The organism is bacterium, from assembly GCA_035419245.1.
Lineage (GTDB): Bacteria > Zhuqueibacterota > Zhuqueibacteria > Residuimicrobiales > Residuimicrobiaceae > JAKPUX01.
In genome coordinates this window covers 124,895-145,952 of record DAOLSP010000005.1, presented here as the reverse complement: position 1 = coordinate 145,952, position 21,058 = coordinate 124,895, and the positions used below count along the sequence as shown (strand labels likewise).

At 58.3% G+C, this 21,058-nt stretch carries 19 protein-coding genes; 16 read left to right on the top strand and 3 right to left on the bottom strand.

Annotated elements, in window-relative coordinates:
• Entirely contained in the window at window positions 1-3,051 is a 3,051-nt protein-coding gene (locus PLH32_09380; protein ID HQJ64806.1) for a DNA polymerase III subunit alpha, read from the top strand.
• Window positions 3,052-3,141: 90 nt separating this feature from the next.
• Complete coding sequence (gene add, locus PLH32_09375) at window positions 3,142-4,164, top strand: adenosine deaminase (protein HQJ64805.1); 1,023 nt, start codon at window positions 3,142-3,144, stop codon at window positions 4,162-4,164.
• A gap of 8 nt (window positions 4,165-4,172) precedes the next feature.
• On the opposite strand, the gene PLH32_09370 is transcribed toward add, so the two are convergent.
• Genes PLH32_09370 through PLH32_09360 form a run of 3 tightly spaced genes read right to left on the bottom strand, consistent with a single transcriptional unit; the run spans window position 4,173 to window position 6,350 of the window.
• Complete coding sequence (locus PLH32_09370; protein HQJ64804.1) at window positions 4,173-4,910, bottom strand: sugar phosphate nucleotidyltransferase; 738 nt, start codon at window positions 4,908-4,910, stop codon at window positions 4,173-4,175.
• A complete protein-coding gene (locus PLH32_09365; protein HQJ64803.1) occupies window positions 4,907-5,311 on the bottom strand; it encodes an RNase adapter RapZ in 405 nt (134 codons plus the stop codon). Before PLH32_09365 ends, PLH32_09370 begins: the two co-directional genes overlap by 4 nt.
• Before the next feature lie 19 nt (window positions 5,312-5,330).
• Window positions 5,331-6,350, bottom strand: a complete 1,020-nt coding sequence (locus tag PLH32_09360) for a phosphotransferase (protein HQJ64802.1) — start codon at window positions 6,348-6,350, stop codon at window positions 5,331-5,333.
• 196 nt (window positions 6,351-6,546) lie between these two features.
• Here PLH32_09360 and PLH32_09355 point away from each other — a divergent pair, with 196 nt between their 5' ends.
• The 14 genes from PLH32_09355 to thyX all read left to right on the top strand — a co-directional run bounded on the left by PLH32_09355 (window position 6,547) and on the right by thyX (window position 21,012).
• A complete protein-coding gene (locus tag PLH32_09355) occupies window positions 6,547-8,181 on the top strand; it encodes a membrane dipeptidase (GenBank protein HQJ64801.1) in 1,635 nt (544 codons plus the stop codon).
• A 166-nt stretch (window positions 8,182-8,347) separates the two neighbouring features.
• Entirely contained in the window at window positions 8,348-8,986 is a 639-nt protein-coding gene (locus tag PLH32_09350) for a DUF4254 domain-containing protein (protein ID HQJ64800.1), read from the top strand.
• Between the two features lie 329 nt (window positions 8,987-9,315).
• Window positions 9,316-9,840: a ferritin family protein gene (locus tag PLH32_09345; GenBank protein ID HQJ64799.1), complete on the top strand. Its 525-nt coding sequence runs from the start codon at window positions 9,316-9,318 to the stop codon at window positions 9,838-9,840.
• Between the two features lie 215 nt (window positions 9,841-10,055).
• Window positions 10,056-11,276 carry a cysteine desulfurase family protein gene (locus PLH32_09340; protein ID HQJ64798.1) on the top strand — a complete coding sequence of 407 codons (1,221 nt, stop codon included), beginning with the start codon at window positions 10,056-10,058 and terminating at the stop codon, window positions 11,274-11,276.
• Between the two features lie 9 nt (window positions 11,277-11,285).
• Window positions 11,286-11,699 (top strand): Fe-S cluster assembly scaffold protein NifU, encoded by a 414-nt coding sequence (nifU, locus tag PLH32_09335; GenBank protein HQJ64797.1) that lies wholly within the window; start codon window positions 11,286-11,288, stop codon window positions 11,697-11,699.
• On the top strand, window positions 11,692-11,895 hold the full coding sequence (locus PLH32_09330) for a hypothetical protein (GenBank protein HQJ64796.1): 204 nt from the start codon (window positions 11,692-11,694) through the stop codon (window positions 11,893-11,895). The genes nifU and PLH32_09330 overlap by 8 nt, the downstream gene beginning before the upstream one ends.
• A gap of 64 nt (window positions 11,896-11,959) precedes the next feature.
• Entirely contained in the window at window positions 11,960-13,147 is a 1,188-nt protein-coding gene (locus tag PLH32_09325) for an FprA family A-type flavoprotein (protein HQJ64795.1), read from the top strand.
• Between the two features lie 42 nt (window positions 13,148-13,189).
• The gene (gene lpdA, locus PLH32_09320) at window positions 13,190-14,584 is read left to right on the top strand and encodes a dihydrolipoyl dehydrogenase (protein HQJ64794.1); all 1,395 of its coding nucleotides are present in this window, start codon (window positions 13,190-13,192) and stop codon (window positions 14,582-14,584) included.
• Between the two features lie 73 nt (window positions 14,585-14,657).
• Window positions 14,658-16,670 (top strand): dehydrogenase E1 component subunit alpha/beta, encoded by a 2,013-nt coding sequence (locus tag PLH32_09315; protein HQJ64793.1) that lies wholly within the window; start codon window positions 14,658-14,660, stop codon window positions 16,668-16,670.
• A gap of 15 nt (window positions 16,671-16,685) precedes the next feature.
• A complete protein-coding gene (locus PLH32_09310; protein ID HQJ64792.1) occupies window positions 16,686-17,663 on the top strand; it encodes a thiamine pyrophosphate-dependent dehydrogenase E1 component subunit alpha in 978 nt (325 codons plus the stop codon).
• A 15-nt stretch (window positions 17,664-17,678) separates the two neighbouring features.
• The gene (locus PLH32_09305) at window positions 17,679-18,656 is read left to right on the top strand and encodes an alpha-ketoacid dehydrogenase subunit beta (GenBank protein ID HQJ64791.1); all 978 of its coding nucleotides are present in this window, start codon (window positions 17,679-17,681) and stop codon (window positions 18,654-18,656) included.
• 17 nt (window positions 18,657-18,673) lie between these two features.
• Window positions 18,674-18,922: a ferritin family protein gene (locus tag PLH32_09300; GenBank protein ID HQJ64790.1), complete on the top strand. Its 249-nt coding sequence runs from the start codon at window positions 18,674-18,676 to the stop codon at window positions 18,920-18,922.
• 26 nt (window positions 18,923-18,948) lie between these two features.
• Entirely contained in the window at window positions 18,949-20,301 is a 1,353-nt protein-coding gene (locus tag PLH32_09295) for a dihydrolipoamide acetyltransferase family protein (protein HQJ64789.1), read from the top strand.
• A gap of 33 nt (window positions 20,302-20,334) precedes the next feature.
• Window positions 20,335-21,012, top strand: coding sequence for an FAD-dependent thymidylate synthase (gene thyX, locus PLH32_09290; GenBank protein HQJ64788.1), 678 nt, complete (start codon window positions 20,335-20,337; stop codon window positions 21,010-21,012).
• The last annotated feature ends 46 nt before the right edge of the window (window positions 21,013-21,058 follow it).

Genomic DNA, 21,058 nt, shown 5'->3' with positions numbered 1-21,058 from the left:
ATGGACTATGTCCCGCTGCATCTCCATTCCCACTATTCGCTCTGCCGCGGCGCTAACACGATCCCCGAGATCTGCGCCGCGGCCGTGCGGCTGGGATTTTCCCATCTGGCCCTGACCGATACCAACGGTCTCTACGGCCTGGGCTTCTTTCTCGACGAGGCCCGGCAGCAGCATCTGCAGCCGCTGGTCGGCGCCCATCTCCAGAGTTCAGGGGCCAATGCCATTGTTCTGGCAAAAAACCTGCACGGCTATCACACCCTCTGCCGGCTGATCACCGCGATCCACTGCGAGGAGAGAGCCCGCCTTGACCAGCTGCTCGGACCGCCCGATCCCGATATCGTCATCCTGATCCCTGAAGTCCCCCTGCTGCAAACCCTGCTCGCCGGCGGCGCCCGGGAGAACCTTTATGCCGAGTTGGTTCCGTACGCCGGTCGCGAGCCGCTCCTGCGCTTCGCCCGCCAGCACCATATCCCGGTCGCCGCAAGCTGCGCCGCCTGGTTCCTCAACGACGCGGATTACCCCGTTCATCGGCTGCTGCGCGCCATCGATCTTAACACCACCCTGGAACGGATTCCCGCGGCAGAAGCCGCCTCACCGCACGCCCGGCTGCTCTCCCCCCGCGAAATGGAAGTGCGGTTCCCCGACGCCCCGGAAGCCCTTGAAAACACCCGTGAAATTGCCCGACAGTGCACCTTCGATCTCGATTTCGGGCGCTTCATCTTTCCCGCCTTCACCGGCCCCAACGGCGAGGAGGCACAGGCGTGGCTGCGGGAGCAGGTGACGGCCGGGGCGCGCTGGCGCTATGGCGAGATCACTCCGGCTGTGGCGCAGCGGATGGACTATGAGCTCGATCTGATCAACACCAAGGGATTCGCCCCCTATTTTCTGGTGGTCGCCGACGCGGTGCACCAGGCGCCGCGCACCTGCGGCCGGGGTTCGGCAGCCTCCAGCCTGGTCAGCTATTGCCTCGGCATCACCCATGTCGATCCCATTCGCTACGATCTGTTCTTCGAGCGTTTCCTAAACCCCGGCCGCAGCGATCCGCCCGATATTGATGTCGACTTTCCCTGGGATGAGCGCGATGACATCCTCGACTACCTCTTTCGCACTTGGGGGCAAAGCTGTGTGGCGATGATCGCCAATCACAACTGCTTCAAGGCTCGGTCGGCGGTGCGCGAGATCGCCAAAGTCTATGGCCTTCCGGATGCCGAGATCGGGGCGGTCACCAAAAAGATGACCAGCTACTGGCAACCCGGCAGCATCGAAACCATGATCCACACCCATCCCGTTTTTCGGGGCACTGAACTGCAGGCGCCATGGCCTGAGATCCTCAGGCTGGCCGAGCGCATCCGCGGCTTCCCCCGACATCTCTCCGTCCACTGCGGCGGGGTTGTCATCGCTCCGGACGGCCTTGACCGCTATGTCCCCCTGCAGCCGGCGAAAAAGATCCTCCAGCGCTCCGACGCAGCGAAGGCGGGAGATCGTGGCCTGCCGCATGATGTCAGCCGCGTGATGGTTGTGCAATGGGAGAAGGATCAGGCCGAAGAGATGGGGCTGGTCAAAATGGACATCCTCGGCAACCGCTCGCTGGCGGTCATCCGCGACGCCCGCGCTGCCATCCGCGAAAATTATGGTCTTGAGATCGATTTTCGCCGCATCAATCCCCTCGAGGACCCGGCTACACAGGATTTGCTGGCGCGGGGCGATACCATCGGCGTCTTTTATGTCGAATCGCCCGCCATGCGCCAGCTGCAACGCAAGACCGGCAAGGGCGATTTTGAACACCTGGTCATCCACAGCTCAATCATCCGTCCGGCCGCTGCGATCTACATCAACGAATACGTCCGGCGCCTCAATGGCGGCTGCTGGCAGCCCCTCCATCCGCGGCTGGAGTCGTTGCTCAAGGAGACCTATGGCATCATGGTCTACCAGGAGGATGTCTCCAAGGTCGCCATCGCCTTAGCCGATTTTGATGCCTCCGCGGCCGACGGGCTGCGCAAGGTGATCGGCAAGAAGCATAAGCAGCGGCAGCTGGCCGAATATCAGGAGCGGTTCTATGCCGGGGCAGCCCGGCACGGCGCCACACCGGAGGTGTGCGACCAGATCTGGGCGATGATCTTAAGCTTTGCCGAATACAGCTTTTGCAAACCTCATTCGGCCTCCTTCGCGCTGGTCTCCTTCCAGTCCGCCTGGCTGCGCGCTCACTATCCGGCGGAATTCATCGCAGCGGTGATCAGCAATCAGGGCGGCTATTACTCCACTTTCGCTTATATCTCCGAAGCGCGACGCATGGGATTGGAGATTCTGCCCCCGGATATCAACCAGAGCAGCGCCGTGTATACCGGAAAGGGGCGCCAGGTGCGCGTCGGGCTGATGCAGCTCAAGTCGCTCACACGCGAGGGGAGGGAGGCTCTGTTGGCCGAACGCGCTCGCCGGGGCCCCTTCGAGAGCCTGGCCGATTTCCTCAAACGGACGGCCATTACACCAGCCGATGCCGCTCTGCTCATCAAGGCGGGCTGCTTTGATGGCCTCGAGGCGGGAAAAAGCCGTCCGCAGCTGCTCTGGCAGCTCCGCCAGTTTTCCATCCGCCGGTCCGAAAAACCTCAGGCAACCCTCTCTCTCTTCGAGAATGAACCCTTCGAGACAGCGCATTTGCCGCAGCCCCCGCACTATTCAGCCCGTGATGTGCTGCGCATGGAGGAGGAGATTCTCGGATTCCTGCTCTCGGCTCATCCGCTTGAGCTTTATCGGGCGCGTATGGCGTGCATTCGCCACGTGCGCGGCTGCGATCTGGAGAAGTATGTCGGCGAACGGGTGACCACCATCGGCTGGCTGATAACCGCCAAACTGGCGACGACAAAGAACCGGGAATTGATGGAATTCCTCAGCTTTGAGGATACGACCGCTATCTACGAAACAACCTTTTTCCCAAGGGCCTACGAACAGTTCGCCCATCGCATGACCGCCAAACGACCCTTTGTGCTCTATGGCAAAGTAGATGAACAATTCGGCGCCGTCTCCCTGATTGTGGAAAAGGTCACGTTTTTATAACTTTATTCTGGCTATTTCAGCTCTTTTATTCTATATTAGTTGCTAGGAGAAGCCATTTGCCGCGGGATTGCCCGGGGAAGAGGAAGAGAAGTGGAACAGGAGAATGATTACATCTGGCGGATGCCGAAGATCGAGCTGCATGTTCATCTTGAGGGATCCATCCAACCGGCGACCGCTATTGCCCTGATGCAGCGCAATCGAGCGCGGTATGTACCGAAGAGCAGTGCCGAGGTCGAACGCCTCTACCGCTTCGAGGACCTCAGCCAGTTCGTCACCGCCATGCGAACCGTATCAAACCATCTGCAGCAGCCGGGTGATTTGCAGAGGATCGTTCGTGAGCTGCTGCAGACCCTGATCAATCAGAACGTTCTTTATGTCGAGTTTGATTGCGCCTTGCAGAAGTATCTCGACCTCGGTTTTGACTTGGCCGAGACGGTGGATCTGATCGATCTCTGTACGCGGCAAGTCGCACCGCAGATCCAGGCCCGCATGATCGTCAATTTGCAGCGCTCCCATGGAGACGAAAAAACCGCGGCGCTGGTGGAACAGGTGGCCCGCCTCGACCATCCCCTGATCGCCGGCGTCGGCCTTTCGGGGGATGAATCGCTCTTCCCGCAGTCAGGATTTATTCGGACCTTCGCCATCGCGACCGAGGCATGCTTGCACCGCACGGTCCATGCCGGCGAGGCGCGCGGCCCGGAGAGCGTTCGTGATGCCCTTGACTTGCTCCAGGCGGAACGGATCGACCATGGCACCCGCGCCATGGAGGACCCGGCGCTGGTCGAACGCCTTCGGGCAGAAAAGATCCCTCTCACCCAGTGCCTCAGCAGCAATCTGCGACTCAACGTGGTCCCCGGAATTGCACAGCATCCCTTCCCCTGTTTTCTGCGCCAGGGGCTCCTGGTCGCTCTGCATACCGACGACCCCGAGGTCTTTCAGGTGACCCTTACCGATGAGTACCGTCTCGCACAAAAGAGTTTTGATTTGACGACTGCGGAGCTGCGTAAGATTGTCCTGAATGGCGTGGAAGGGGCGTTTCTGCCCGCGGAGAAAAAAGAAGCCTTGCGGCGTCAGATCGAATCGGCCTGGGAAGCCGTTGAGCCTGACGCCTGAACCCTGCCTTAGTCAACCGATACCAGACCCCCGGTAATATCTTCGGCTGCCGCTTCAAGATCGGCGGGCCGGCCCAGATCGCGCCAATACCATTCATCCATCCTCAGACCGATGATGCGCGCCCCTGCCGCCGCAGCCTCCAGATAGTGATCGATGCTGGAGAAGGCGTGGGTAGGAGCGTTCAGGAAGAGCCGGGGCTCGATGACCTGGATGCCATTGAAAGCGAAATAGTGGAGTTGGCCGCGGGGGGTGCAGATCAGCTCCTGATTATGCCGCTCCGCACTGGCCCGGCCGCAGAGTCGCGCCTGATCATCGAATACCAAGTACCGTTCGGTCTTCCGCTGCTGGATCGCCAGGGTCGCCTCCGGCTCGAGACGGCGATGCGCGTCGTAAAACGATCGCAGCGGGAGGGTGGAGAGGACATCGACGTTATGGACCAGGATGGGCTGATCGCTGCCGAGCAGCGGAATCATCCCTGCAATGCCGCCGCCGGTGCCGAGGATTTCACTCTCCTCTTCGAGATAGATCTGCGCGCCGGGATAGGGGTGCCCGGCGAGCCATTCGCGCACCTGCTCGGCAAAATGATGCGCGTTGACCGCGATCCGGTCAAAACCGGCCGCCATCAGCCGCCGCAGGCTGATCTCGAGCAGGGGGTGATCCGCCAGCGGGACTAGGGCCTTGGGCCGATTTTGGGTGAGGGGATGCAGACGTGTGCCGAAGCCCGCCGCCAGAATCATCGCGTTCATGAAAAATCCGGTTTATCCAGATGGATGACTTGTACGTGATACCCCGCCGCTCGCAAACGCGCCGCGACGCCTATGGCGCAGAAAACTGAACGATGCTGGCCGCCGGTGCAGCCAAAGCTGACCATCAGCCGCTCGAATCCCCGCGCCGTATAGCTGGCGGCGCTGATCTCAATCAGAGCCGCAGCATGGTCGATAAAACGGCCCACGTCCGGCTGCGCCTCCAGATAGCGCTGCACTTCGGCGTCTTCGCCGGTCAAACACATAAAATCCGGATGACGACCAGGATTGGGGAGACCCCGGCAATCGAAAACGAATCCGCCGCCGTGACCGCCGGGATCAGGTGGAATCCCGGATACATGGTAACCGAAGCTGTAAATCGTGATCGTCAACCTTTTAGCCATGGGCCGTCCATCCAAGAGGTCAGAATTGCCGCAGCGCCGGCTCGGCAACGAGGTCGAGGAGGATTCGCTGCAGTATGGGCAGCTCTTCCAGAATCTCCGCCTTTTCCAGCAGGATTTCAATATTGGCCAGGGCAAAGGGCACCGATTTTAAAAAGTTCTTCTTCCCCTTGACTGAGGCCAGATAGCCGTACGCCCCTAAAGCCTGCAGGACGCGCACGAGCACAAAACTGTAAAAATAGCGCCGGAACCGCTCCTCATCTACCGGCTCGACCTCGCGCAACACGCCAAGATAATGGTCAAGCAGCGCCTCCCGAACGGGCTGCGGGATGTTGGCCTTGGCATCGAAGAGGAGGGAGGCGACATCGTACTCCAGGGCCCCTCGGCGGCCGGATTGATAGTCGATGAAATGGGGCTCATTGTCCAGGATCATGACATTGCGCGACTGAAAATCTCGGTAGAGAAAATAATCCGTGGGCTCTTCAAGCAGATGATCAGCTAGGCGTACAAAATCCCGGCCCAGGGCCTGGGAATCCAGCGGCTGACGGTAAAAGTTGACGAGGAACCGATGCTGAAAGTAGCGGAGATCCCACAGCATCGATTCACGGCCGAACCGGGCGTGCTGGTAACAATAGCTGTAATCGAGCGTGCGGCCTGCGGTGATCTGAAAGTGCGGCAGCCAGGAGAGCACTTTCTGATACATGGCGACAATGGCAGGACTGAATCCCTCGCGCTCGCGGATCGGCTGCATCCATTCAAAAAGAGTAAAAAATCCCAGATCCTGCTCCAGGTAGATCCCGTTCTCCAACTCCAGGGCGTAAATCGCCGGCACCGGAAGATGAAAACGGGCGAAGTGGGCACTGAAAGAACAAAAAGCCTCATTCTCGGGACGATTGTCGCCGGCGACGCCGATGACCGAACGATAGACGTTCTGCATGCGATAGATGCGCCGCTCGGAACCGTCCCCCTTGAGAGGGTTGATGCGGTCCGGAATTTCAGAATAGCACTTCCGGAAGAGCTTTTCCAGTAATAGGGTTTCCAAGAATCGGTCCCGGGCAATATAAGATGCGGCTCGTGTTTGAGGCAAAACATAAACAAAATTAAGATAAAATACAATTTGAATTCTCTGCGAGCGATGCATCCTTTGCATAACGGTTAAAAAGTTGTATATTGGAGCATCCAAACTGTGGATAAAAGGCTTGCATCGCCCTGACTCTGACCATAAGAGAGAGCTGCCCATGTCATCGCGCACCCTGCTAGTAATTCTTCTCGGCCTGACTGCACCCTTGACGGCGCAGACCATCAGCGGCAAGATCACCGACCGCAAGGATGGCACCCCTCTGGCCAAGGCCCTGGTCACGCTCGAGCCCCTGGAGAGTGGCACCATCGACAGTGTACGCACCGGCGCTGATGGGACTTGGAGCCTGCTGATCACGAGCATCGAGCAAAATGACGTCTCCCATCTGCCCCGGCAGGCGCAGCTCCACGCCAACTATCCCAACCCGTTCAACCCCTCCACCACGATTTCCTTCTCTCTGCCGCGGAGCGGTACAGTCCGGCTGGAGGTCTACGACGCGCTCGGGCGGCTGGTGGACGCGCGCACCGCGTCTCTCGACGCCGGCGCGCACCGCATCCCATGGTCCGCGCGTGGTGCGGCCGGCCTCTACTTTTACCTCCTACACTTCGAAAATCAGACTCTGCGCGGCAAGATGGTGCAACTGGACGGCGGCGGTGGGGGCGGGCTGGGTTCCTTTGCCGCGGGCGGGGGGGAAGTGCAATCCGCCGGCGAGATGGCCGAAATCGCGAAGAGCGGGATCTATCGCCTTACCTTCAGCAGCTTCGGCTACTGCCCCGATACCCTGGAGACGGGACTGAGCGGCAGCGAGTACATACCGCGGACACTCGAGCACATTCACGATCACACTCTGGTAGCCGACCTCCATAATGATATTCTCGAACGCATGATCGGCGACGCCTCCTACCACCTTGTTGACCGTCACAGCTGGTGGCAAACCGATCTTCCGCGGATGCGAGAGGGAGGCATCGATCTGCAGGTGCTGGCCGTCTGGGTCGATCCCGATGCATACCCCACCCATCCTTTCAATGTCGCCCTCGACATGTTCGACCGGCTCGAAAGTGAAGTCTCCATGACTGCCGGGGGTTTGCAGCCTGTGCTCCGCGCTGAGGAGATCGGTGCAGCCACCCAGGCCGTCGACTATATCATCGGCGTCGAGGGTGGTCATGTGATCGAGGATGATCTCAACAAACTGTATGACCTTTATCACCGCGGGATGCGGATTTTCACCTTCACCTGGAATAACAGCACCCGTTGGGCCGCTTCTTGCGATGACCTTAACAAATATACGGTGGGGCTCTCTGATTTCGGCCGTAGGGTCGTCCGGGCTTGCGATTCCCTGGGGATATTGATTGACGTGGCCCATGCCGGTCCCAAAACCATCGAGGATATCCTGGCTACCACCCGCAATCCCATTATCGACAGCCATACCGGGACCGCCGGACTGCGCGCTCACAAACGCAATCTCAGCGATGACCAGATCCGGGCTATTGCCGCCGGGGGCGGGGTGATCGGCGTGATCTTTTATCCCCCCTTCATCGCCGCTTCCGGAAGACCAGCGACCATTGCCACCGTGATCGCTCATATTGATTACATCGTTCATCTGGTCGGCATCGACTATGTAGCGCTGGGCTCTGATTTCGACGGCGTCAGCGATTCGCTGCCCGCCGGTTTGCGTTCCACCGCCGATCTGTCCAACCTTACGGTGGAACTGCTCAAACACGGCTATAATCGTGTGGAGGTCGAGAAGATCCTCGGGGGTAATTTCCTCCGCGTCTGCAAACAGGTCTGGCGTTGAAAAGGAGCAGGCCACCATTTTGCACAATTTCGCTTGCGTTTTCAAACCTTTGATAGTACATTAAGCCCAGAGAGTGTATCGGGAAGGCGCCGCTGCCGTCCGGACCCAGCGGCTACCCTGACCGATGAAATCGATTAAATGCTGGACGCAGAACCCAGGAGTCCATGTGGCATCCTTGACTGATATCTTCGCACCGTTCTCAGGAATGAGCCTGATCGAATGGTTTGAGGACCTCACCCAACTCTGGCATGAGACCGGCCCCATTCCGCCGGATGACCGCCTTTCTCCCAAGGGGATGACCCAGGCCCTTCACTATCACAACTACTGGCTCTGGCACCAGGAAGACGAAGCGCGGCGGACGGACGTCGCTGACAAGGCCATCGCTGCTGCCAAACGCGCCATCGACCTGCATAACCAGCAGCGCAACGACGGCATCGAAACCATTGACCTCTGGATCGACAACGTTCTCAACGCGGCCGGAATCAATCCGGGCGGGGATGTGGAACTCAATTCCGAAACCCCCGGCAGCATGATCGACCGGCTCTCCATTCTCTCCCTTAAAATCTTTCACATGGATGAACAGGCACAGCGCGAAGATCTCTCGCCTGATCTCAAGGAGCTGTGCGAGATCCGCGGCAATGTATTGCGCGAACAGCGCCAGGATCTGGCGGTAGCTCTGGACAAACTCTTCCTCGAATTGCGCCAGGTGCGCAAACGCCACAAGGTCTACCGCCAGTACAAAATGTACAACGATCCGCGCTTCAATCCCGCGATTTATCTGAACCGAAAGGAGGAAGCCTATTAGCCGCTGCCGCATCCAGAATATTGTATTCCATCGATCCTTCGTCCCAGCCGGGACGAAGGATTTTTGTTTGGGTACGGCGGGAAATGGAACCCCGGGCCGGCAGATTCGTTAGAGAAAGAAGAGCAGACGGGTATTTTCGTCCGGTGTGGGAGGGAGCATTGTGAACGTGCGTACTATCAAAAATTGTACCGAATTTGTTTGATATTTTAATTTTATTTTGTACATTATATCTATTTTAAAAAGAAATGGCAATTCGGCTCCATATTGATGATACAATGTGATATCAGGCATGGCGGAATGCGCCATGCCCGGAAGGAGGTTGGTATTATATGAACAAGATCGGAACATTGAGCGCTGTGGACGCTCTGAAAATGGCGATTCAGTGCGAGATGGATATAAAGATGTATTACGAGAGAGCGGCAGCCTTGATTAAAAACGACGACGCTATCGCCATTCTTCTGGGCCTGGCCGCAAAAGAAGAGAGCCACCGCGTACAGCTCATTCGTAAATACAGTGCCATCTGCGGCAAGAAGATCCTCTATCTCAATCTTGGCAAGAAACACAAGCTGGGCACCCTGATCCCCTGCAGCGACGATCCGAACGAGGTCATCCGCAACGCCAAGAAAAATGAGAGCGAGATCCGCAACTTTTTCGTGACGGTTTCGCGCCGAATGTACGAAAGTGATATGCGCCAGCTCTTCCGCGACCTCGCCCTCGAAGAGGAACAGCACATCGTCCTGCTCGAATCATCGTTTTGCGAGCCGCTGAATCTCGAACAGCCCCTGGCACAAAATGCGGAAGAAGCGATCTATCGCGAAGTGGCTTCTGCCAAAAATGTGAATTCCACCTGGTGAGGACGCGGCTCTCCTCTGGACGCTACGGAGTTGCATCCATCAGAACCGCCTTGCGATCCTTGCCGATCGGAGGCGGTTTTTTTTCGGCTGGCGGCCTTATTTCAGGTTGCATAAGATTCGGTTCTTGATTAACACGGTTTAATTTGCTATTTTTAGGCGGCAGCAAGCCCCTGGAGAGCGGGCCAATCCGCTGCAGGATCTTTGTGAGGAGTGTTATGAAACCTATCTATATGGACCATCACGCTACCACCCCCCTCGAGCCGGAGGTCCTTGAGGCGATGATGCCGTATCTCACCACGGAATTCGGCAATCCCTCGAGCAGTACCCATGATTTCGGCCGCCGCGCCCGCGCGGCCGTTGAAAACGCTCGGGAAGAGGTCGCGGCGATGATCTCTGCCGAACGCAGCGACGAGATCATCTTCACCAGCGGCGCCACCGAATCGGACAACCTCGTCCTCAAGGGCCTGGCACTGCAGCGACCGGAACGCTCCGGCCATATCATAACCCTGGCCATTGAACACAAGGCCATACTCGATACCGCTCAATTTTTACAGGAACAGGGATTTGATGTCTCTCTAGCGCCCGTCGACCGCTACGGCGTCGTCGATCTGGCCGCACTGGAGCAGCTGATCCGGTCGGATACTTTCCTCATCTCCATCCAGGCGGCCAACAGCGAGATCGGCACCACCCAGCCGCTGGCCGCCATCGGCGCTATCGCACGCTCTCGCGGCATCCTTTTTCATACAGACGCGGTTCAAGCGCTTGGCAAGATCGATATCCAGGTGGTCCGCGACCAGATCGATCTGCTGTCGATCTCCGGTCACAAGATCTATGGCCCCAAAGGAGTGGGTGCCCTCTATATCCGCAAGGGGATTCGGCTCCAACCCCTCTTCCATGGCGGCGGACACGAGTCCGGCATGCGCTCCGGTACCCTCAACGTCCCCGGCATCGTCGGCCTAGGCCGCGCCGCTCTGATGGCTCGACGCGATATGACCGCCGAGAGCGCCCGGCTGATAGAATTGCGCGAGATGCTCCGTAAAGGCATCGAAAGCCGCATCGATCGAGTCGTGCTCAACGGCCATCCCACTCAGCGTCTGCCCAACAACCTGAACTACAGCTTCTCGTTCGTCGAAGGCGAGTCCTTGATGCTGGCCTGCCGCGGGATCGCCCTTTCGTCCGGTTCCGCCTGCACCTCGACCTCCCTGCAGTCCTCCTATGTCCTGCGGGCGCTGAATGTCCCAGAGACCCTGGCGCACTGCTCCATCCGTTTCGGCCTCGGCCGCAGCAATACCCGCGAACATATAGAGATTTTACTCGATTTGCTCGAAACCCACGTCAGGCGCCTCCGTGAAATGTCGCCCCTCTATGATATGGCCAAGGAGGGCATCGACATCGAAAATTTCGCCTGGGGTGCGCACGATCATCACAACCATTGAGGAATCTGAATGGATGCCTGGGATGAATATACCGAAGCGGTGATGGATCATTACGAACACCCTCGCAATGTCGGGATGATTGAAGACGCCGACGGCGTCGGCATCGTCGGCAATCCGGCCTGTGGTGACGTCATGAAACTCACTCTGCGCATCGAGAATGGTCATATCACCGATGCCAAATTCAAGACCTTTGGCTGCGGCGCCGCGATTGCCACCAGTTCCATGGTCACCGAACTGGTCAAGGGCAAAAGTCTCGACGAAGCCCTGCAGATCTCCAATAAGGCGGTAGCCAAGGCCCTCGGCGGCTTGCCGAAAATCAAGATGCATTGTAGTGTCCTTGCCGAAGATGCCCTCAAGGCAGCGATCGACGACTATCGGAAACGTTCAAAAAACAAACGTGATCAGGAGCCACAAAATGGATGAATTGAAACTCTATCTGGTCTATCACCTCGGCCACAATCCTTGCTGGAATCTCCGGGTCGCCCGTTCACCGGAAGAGGCGCTCACCACCTGCTTTCATCACTCCGATGTCATCGGTGTCAACGATGTGGATGCCGGCAGCTGCAGGGTCGAGGAGATCAGACTTGAAGGATACAAAATCAAAATCGAGCGGGCTTGATCGGCCTTGAAATATTTTCTGCCTTTGTGGAGTTATTGAGCTAAAGAATTTGGGAGGATAGGATATGAAGCCTGTATTGATAAAGCCGGATATCTACTGGATCGGCGCTCTTCATCCCGATCTGCGTATCTTTGACATTATCATGCAGACCAAGAACGGCACCACCTACAACAGTTATTTGATCAAGGGGGAAAAGGTAGCGATCATCGATACGGTCAAGGACAAGTTCTCCCAGCCCTATCTCGAACATATCGCCGAACTGACCGATTATTCAGAGATAGCCTATATTGTGATCCAGCATAACGAGATGGACCACTCCGGCAGCCTGGCCGCCCTTCTCGACAAGGCTCCTCAAGCCGAGGTGATCTGCTCGAAACCGGCCGCCCGATACGTCCAGAATGTCCTCAATCGGCCGGTTCGCATCCGTACGGTCGAAAACGGCGAGACCATTGACCTCGGCGGCAAACAATTGCAGTTTTTCCCCGCCCCCTTCATCCATTGGCCCGACACCATGATCACGCTGCAGCCTGAAGCAGAGATTCTCTTTACCTGCGATCTCTTCGGAGCCCATTTTTGCGACAGCCACCTCTTCAATGACGAGATTACCCGCGACAGCTGGAGTGACTTTGCGCACTACTTCGGCACCATTATGCGGCCCTTTAAAAAGATGGTGCGTAACAGCCTGAATAAAATCAACGAGCTCCAGTTCACCATGATCGCTCCCAGCCATGGACCCATCCTGCGCCAGGATCTGTCAAAATACCTTGCCGCCTATGAGAAATGGTCTGAACCGCTGCCTGTGAATGAGCCGCGCCAGTTGCTGATCTACTATGCCAGCGCGTATGGCAATACCGAGAGGATGGCGGCTGAGATCGCCCGCGGCGCCAAGGATGCAGGAGTCAGCGTCAAGGTCTATGATGCCATGGAAATTGACCTGGCAGCACATCTGGATCGCATCGAAGCGGCCGATGCCCTTGCCGTCGGGAGCCCCACCGTGAACGGTGACGCGGTCAAGCCGGTCTGGGATCTGCTCAACAGCCTGGTTACGCTCGATCTCAAAGGCAAAATCGGCGCCAGCTTCGGTTCCATGGGCTGGAGCGGCGAGGCGGTCTCCTTTCTCGATCAGCGCCTCACCAGCCTTAAATTCAAGGTGATCCAGCCCGGCCTTAAAGCCACCTTGGTGCCGGGCCCAGAAGAACTGCAACAATGCTATGATTTCGGTGCTGGGCTGGCCCGAGCCATGCAAGCTTGAACCATTTCGCATCTCAACCCTAGTAAGAAAAGGTTGTCTCTGATGGAAAAATTTGATCTGGTGGTAATCGGTTCCGGCCCGGGTGGCTATGTCGCCGCTATCCGCGCCGCCCAACTGGGCTTGAAGACCGCGGTCGTCGAAAAAGCCGAACTGGGCGGCATCTGCCTCAATTGGGGCTGCATTCCGACCAAAGCCCTACTCCATAGTGCCACCTTGCTGAACCATATCCGGCATGCAGCCGATTTTGGCATCCTGGCCGCCGACCCTGAGGTCGACTTTTCCCGAGTTATCAAACACAGTCGGAGTGTAGCATCGCGTCTTTCCAAGGGAATCGAATTTCTCTTCCGCAAGAACAAGATTGCTGTGCTCGCTGGCACCGCCCTGATCACGGCCCCCGGCAAAATCAAGGTGACGGCTGCAGACCAGAGCGAGCAGACCATCGAGACCAAAGACATGATTATCGCCACCGGCGCACGTGCGCGTGCCATTCCAGGGGTGACCTTCGACGGCGAGCAGATCATCAGCAGCCGCGAGGCCATGGTCCTTGACAAACTGCCCACGAGTCTGATCATCATCGGCGCTGGAGCGATCGGTGTCGAGTTTGCCTATTTCTTCGCCACGCTGGGAACCAAGGTGACCCTGGTGGAGATGCTCCCGCATATCCTGCCCATCGAGGATGCGGAAGCGGTGGAAGTCGTCGCCAAAGCCTTTAAAAAGATGGGCATTACGATCCTCACCGGGACCCGGGTGGAACAAGTCGAAAAGGGGGGAGCCAGCGTTCGCATCCACACCAGCGGCGGCGCCGGCAACCAGATCCTCGAGGGCGAAAAAGCCCTGGTCGCCATCGGCGTACAGGGTAACGTTGAGAATCTCGGCCTCGAAGCCCTTGGCGTCAAGATCGACCGCGGCCATATTGTCGTCGATAAGAAGAACTATCGCACCCATGTCAACGGTATCTACGCCATCGGTGACGTGATCGGACCGCCCTGGCTGGCCCATGTCGCCTCGGCGGAGGGCATCGCCGCTGCGGAAGGCATTGCCGGCCATCCGGTTACCCCGGTCGATTATGAGAACATCCCCGGCTGCACCTACTGTCAGCCCCAGGTGGCCAGTGTCGGCCTGACCGAAGAAAAAGCGCGCGAGCAGGGCCTCGACATCAAGATCGGCCGTTTTCCTATCCGCGCCAACGGTAAATCGATGGCTATGGGAGAAACCGAAGGTTTCGCGAAGCTGATCTTTGACGCCCGATACGGCGAGCTCATCGGTGCCCACCTGGTCGGCGCCGAGGCCACCGAACTCCTCGCCGAACTGAATCTGGGCAAGACCCTTGAAACGACGGCCGATGAGATCATGCATACCATGCATGCTCATCCCACTATCTCCGAAATTATCAAGGAAGCGGCGGAAGACGCCTATGGCCATGCAATTCATATCTAACTGAGACGGCAGTTGCGCGCGCCTGGGGATAGGCCCTGCGGCGTGTCCACGACTGCTGCAGGGATGCCCTACCGTGAGCCATGGCAGGACTTTTTCCAGCACGGATCTTTTAAAAAGCTATCGCTTGATGCTCACCAGCCGTATGCTGGATGAAAAGATGCTCATCCTGCTGCGGCAGAGTAAAAGCTTTTTTCACATCGGCGCGGCCGGACATGAGGCCGCCCAGATCGGTGCGGGCCTTGTTCTCAGACCCGGGGTGGATTGGGCGTTTCCTTACTACCGCGACCTCGCCTTCATGCTCTCCTGGGGAACAACCCCCAAAGAAATCCTGCTTAACTTTCTCGCCAAGGCGGAAGATCCCTCTTCTGCGGGCCGGCAAATGCCCCAACATTACGGGCACAAGCGGCTGCGCATCGTCTCCCAATCTAGTCCGACCGGCACCCAGTTTCTCCAGGCGGTCGGCGTGGCTATGGGCTGTAAAAAGAGCGGCACCGATGAGCTGGTCTACGTCTCCTCCGGTGAGGGGACGACCAGTCAGGGCGACTTTTACGAGGCCATCAACTGGGCGACGCGCGATAAATTGCCGGTGCTCTTTTTCATCGAAGATAATGCCTTTGCCATCTCCGTGCCGAGCTCCGTGCAGGCGGCCGGAACATCGGTCTATGAAATGGCCCTGGGCTACAAGAGCATGCACCGTCATCTAGTCGACGGACTCGATCTCCTCAAGGTGGCTGAAACCGTCGCTCACTGCGCCGAACTCGCCCGCCGCGGCAAAGGGCCGAGTTTGATCGTCGCACGCACCATCCGCCTCTTCTCCCATTCCTCCTCTGATGATCAGCGCAAGTACCGTGATCAGAGGGAGCTCGCCGCCTCGGCAGCCGCAGATCCGATCCTCAGACTGGCCAAACTGTTGATCGAGCGCAGCATCGCTTCCGAAGAGCAGCTGGACGCCCTGCTCGCCGAGGTTCGGGACGCGGTGGAGGAGGCAGCCGCTGCCGCAGAAGCAGCGGCCGACCCCGATCCAGCCCACGTGCTTGAACACCTATATGCCTCCTCGCGTATTGAGACCGTCATAGCGCCGGAACCGGCCGGCGTCGGCGCTCCGGTTGTGATGGTGGACGCTCTCAATCACGCCCTGGCCGAAGCGCTGGAGGCCAATCCCGCGATGCTGATCTATGGTCAGGATGTCGCCGATCCCAAGGGCGGCGTTTTCACGGTTACTAAGGGACTTTCCAGCCGCTTTGGTCCGGATCGTGTCTTCAATTCCCCGCTCGCGGAGTCGAGCATAATCGGAACCGCGATCGGCCTGGCGGTGCGTGGCTTCAAGCCGGTGGTCGAGATCCAGTTCGGCGATTACATCTGGACTGCCATGATGCAGCTTCGCAATGAGGTGGCAACCCTGCGCTGGCGTTCGGCCGGCCAATTTGCGTGCTCTGTCGTTATCCGCGTCCCTGTGGGCGGCTACATTCACGGCGGCTTGTGCCACAGCCAGAACATCGAGGGGTTTTTCGCGCACCTTCCTGGCCTCTGTATTTGCTACCCCAGCAATGCCGCGGACGCCAAAGGGCTGCTCAAGGAGGCCATCCGCTGCGAAGATCCGGTCCTTTTTCTGGAGCATAAGGGGCTTTACCGCCAAAGTTATGCGATCGCTCCCGAACCGGATTCAGACTATTGCCTTCCCTTTGGCGTCGCCAAAAAGCTTCGGGAGGGCCGTCACGCCACCATTGTCACCTGGGGAATGCTGGTTCACAAGGCGCTGAAGGCCGCTGAGCGACTGGCAAGGGAAGGAATCGAACTGGAAATCCTCGATCTGCGCACCATTCTGCCTCTCGACCTTGAGGCGATCATCGCATCGCTCGCCAGGACCGGCCGCCTCCTTGTCCTCCATGAGGATACCCTGACGGCCGGCTTTGGGGCCGAAATCGCTGCCCGCGTTGCAGATGCCGCCTTTGAGCATCTCGATGCGCCGGTGCGACGTCTCGCAGCTCTCGATTCGCCCATTCCGTACGCCAGCGGCCTTGAGGAGGCCGTGTTGCCGCAGTTGGAAGGGATCATTCATTCTGTACGAGCCCTGGTCGCTTATTGAAGGAAGGAATTCCCTATGTCATCAAATGATGTGAATATAACCAACGATATTAAAGTAAAGCTTTACACTTTGATGCTCAAGACGCGGCTTACGGAAGAACGCATCATCACTCTGTACCGACAGGGGCGCATTGTCGGTGGTGTTTATACGGGCCGCGGTGTCGAGGGCACCACGGTCGGAGCCGGATTGGCCCTTGAGCCGGAGGACTGGCTCTTTCCCATTCACCGTGATCTCGGCGCTCATCTGGCCAAGGGGCAAAGTGTCCTTAATATCCTGCTGCAGTACCTAGGCCGGGGCAACAGCCTCTCAAAAGGCAAGGATAGCGGCATCCATTGCAGCGACACCCGCCTCAATATCGTCGGAAATGTCAGCCATCTCGGTCATATGATCCCGGTCGCTGTTGGCACGGCCATCGGCATGCGCATGCAGGGTAAGGCCGTCGTCACTCTCAATTTTATCGGCGAGGGCGGCTCCAATATCGGCGATTTTCACGAAGGGCTCAATTTTGCGGCGGTGCAAAAGGCACCCTTTGTCCTGATCATCGAAAACAATCAGTACGCCTATTCAACGCCGACCCATAAGGGCTTCTCCGCTAAACATCTTTCCGACCGCGCCATCGGTTACGGCATTCCGGGATTTCATATCGACGGCACCGACGCCCTGCAGGTCTATGCCACCGTCAAGGCCGCAGTCGAACGCGCTCGCGCCGGCAAGGGGCCCAGTCTCATCGAGTGTCTGAGCTTCCGCATGGTGGGCCACTCCGCCCACGACGATGCCTTTTATGTCGACAAGAAGCAGATGAGGGAGTACGAAAAGAAGGATCCCATCGCCCGGCTGGAACACCTCCTGATCAAGGAGGGGGTGCTCGATGCCCCTGCGCTCGCCGCCATTCATGAGCAACTCGGACAGGAGATCGAAAAAGCCACCCAAAGCGCGCTCGACAGCCCCTTGCCCGAGGCCCACTGGGCCGCAGAAGGCCTCTACGCCGAATAACTGGAGAAAATCCCCATGGCCGAAATCACCTATTTGCAAGCCATCACCGATGCCCTGCGCGAAGAGATGCAGCGCGATCCCCGCGTTTTCCTGCTCGGCGAAGATATCGGTATTTACGGCGGTGCCTTCAAGGTCACTAAAGGGTTGATCGATACGTTTGGTGAAGAACGGGTGATGGATACGCCGATCTCAGAGGCAGCGATCATCGGGGTGGCCGTGGGTGCCGCCCTCGCCGGCATGCGCCCGATTGCCGAAATGCAGTTCGCCGACTTTATCACCTCCGGCTTCAGCCAACTGGTCACCAACGCTGCAACCCTGCACTACCGCTACGGTACCGCGGTGCCGATGGTCGTGCGCGCCCCCTCCGGCGGCGGCATTCATGGCGGCGCCTTTCATTCCAAAAATCCTGAAGCCTGGTTTGTCCACCAGCCCGGCCTCAAGGTCGTGGCGCCGGCCACCGCGTATGATGCCAAAGGACTGTTGAAGAGTGCAGTGCGCGACGATAATCCTGTCCTCTATTTCGAGAACAAGTTCCTGTACCGGCGCATCAAGGAGGAGATCGACCCCGCCACGGAGGTCCTGGTCCCGCTCGGAGAAGCGAGAACCGTTCGCCAGGGAAGTGCAGCAGTGATCATCACCTACGGAGCCATGCTTCATGCTGCTCTTGAAGCCGCTGATGGACTGGCCGCTGAAGGAATCGAGGTGACCATCCTCGATCTGCGCTCCCTGCAACCCCTGGACATCGAGGCGATCCTCGAGAGCGTCAGGCGCACCAACCGGGTCGTCATCGTTCATGAAGCCAACCTCACCGGCGGAATCGGGGGCGAGATCGCCGCCCTGATCTCGGAGTACGCCTTCGAGGAACTGGACGCCCCCATCAAACGCGTCGCAGGTCTCGATACCCCGACCCCCTACGCGCCGGTGATGGAGGAGTACTGGCGACCGAACGCCGCCAAGATCGCCCGGGCGGTGCACGATGTGGTGCGCTTTTAACTGCGAGGAGAATCATCATGACCGAAGTTGAAAAGGAAAAACTCAATTCGATGCGGGAGATCCTCCTGACCGCCATTCATCGCGAGGAAGAGGCCTATACCTTCTATATCAGCGCCCGGCAGTGCGCCCGTACCCCGACCGAGGAAGAGATGTTCAACCGGCTCGCCGCCCAGGAGATGCAGCATAAACGCGCTCTCGAAATCCAGCTGGAAGAGATCAACAACCAACTGGAAATGGACCGCGCCCTGTCTTATGATATCAGCTGAAGCAGGCTCGAGCGAAAGGACCAGACATGAAAATAGAGATGGTCATGCCCCAGATGGGGGAGAGCATCGTCGAAGGCACCATCGTCAAATGGCGCAAACGGCCCGGCGAATGGGTGCAAAAGGATGAGATGATCCTGGAGATCAGCACCGACAAGGTCGATTCGGAAATCCCCGCGCCCGCCAGCGGCCTCCTCGTCGAGATTCTCGCCGAAGAAGGCAAAACCGTAGCGGTCAACGTCCCAATCGCGCGCATCTCGATGGATGAAGCCGAATCCGTAGGCGTTGTGCCGACAGCTATCGCCGGCATAGCTGCACCGCAGCAGACGGCCGCAGCAATTGCGCCCGCTGCGATGCCTGACGCCGGGACCTCCGCAGTACCTCCGCTGCCCGCTGCCAACGGGAATGCCGGCTGGACCAATTCCGGTGTCCGACGCTTTCTCTCTCCGGTCGTGAAAAAGATCGCCCGCGAACAGGGCCTCACCGTCTCCGAAGTGGAGCGGATTCAGGGACGCGGCGAAAACCAGCGGATCACCAAACAGGACATCCTGGACTATCTCGCTCGACGCGGCGGTGCCCCGGCCCCGGCTGCAGCGGCGCCTGCGCCGCTGCCGATCTCACCTGCGCCCCGCCCAGCGGCCGGGATGCCCGCAGCGCCCGTATCCAAACCCGCCGCCGCTGTCGGGCTCCCCGAGGGCGATCAGGAGATCATCCCCATGGACCATGTGCGCAAGCGTATCGCCGAACACATGATCGTCAGCAAACACACCTCCGCCCATGTCACCTCCGTCGCCGAGGTGGATGTTACCCCGCTGGTGCAATATCGCGAGCGCGTCAAAGTCGCCTTTGAAGAGCGGGAGAGCGTTCCGTTGACCTACACCGCCTTTTTCATCGATGCCGCAGCTAGAGCCCTCAAGGAGTTTCCCTTCATCAACGCGTCGATGGACCAGGAAAGGATTTTTTTGAAGAAATCGATCCATATCGGTATCGCCGTCGGCCTCGAGGACAAGCTCATCGTCCCGGTCATCCGTCATGCCGACCGGCTCAATCTCTCGGGCATCGCCCGCGCGGTGTCTGACCTGGCAAACCGGGCCCGGAGTCGCCAGCTTAAACCGGATGAGGTGCAGGGTGGAACTTTTTCGATCACCAACATTGGCACCTTCGGCAACCTTTGGGGCACGCCGATTATCAATCAGCCGCAGGTGGCCATCCTCGGCACCGGGGCGATCAAAAAACGTCCTGTGGTCATCAACGAAGCCATCGCCATTCGCTCGATGATGTATCTCAGCCTGACTTATGACCACCGGCTCATCGACGGACTCTATGCCGGCCGATTTTTGCAGCGAATCGTACAAATACTTGAAACTGCCAAATATGATTAGTTGTTAGGAAAGGCAGGTGTATCGTTGGAACCTATGCAAGAAATCCCCTTGCTCGACCATGGTTTCGTCCGACTCCTCGATTTCATGGGCGGGGATATGGCCGTGGTTGAGGCGGCTCGCGTCTCCTTTGGCAAGGGGGCGACCGATCCCGAGCGCGATCATAAGTTGCTCGACTTTTTGCTCGCCAACCGCCATGAAACGCCCTTCGAGCATTCGGTCTTCAAGTTTCACATCAAGTGCCCAATTTTTGTGGCCCGGCAGTGGTTTCGCCACCGCATTGCCAGCTATAATGAGATCTCGGGCCGCTATGCCAAGATGAAAGAGGAGTTTTGCCTTCCGGCGCGCCTGCGCACCCAGAAAGCCCGCAATTACCGCTATGACCTCCTCGCGGAGGAAGAGAATACCGAGCTGCAGGGCAAGATTTCGGCCCTCTACCAGCAAGCTTATGCGCTCTATCAGGAACTGCTGGAGCGCGGCGTCGCTCGGGAACACGCACGGATCGTCTTGCCGCTCTCCCTCTATACCGAGTTCTACTGGACAGTCAATAGCCGTGCCTTGATGAACTTTCTCTCCCTGCGCACCGACACCCACGCTCAGGAGGAGATCCGTATTTACGCCGATGCCATCTCGGATATCTTTGCGCAGAAAATGCCCTGGACTCGCGATGCCTTCCTAAAATACCAGGTTGCGGGCGAAAAATGGAGCGAATGAGCGCGACCCCTCACGGGCGCTCGAACTTTTTTACTTCCTTTATCCA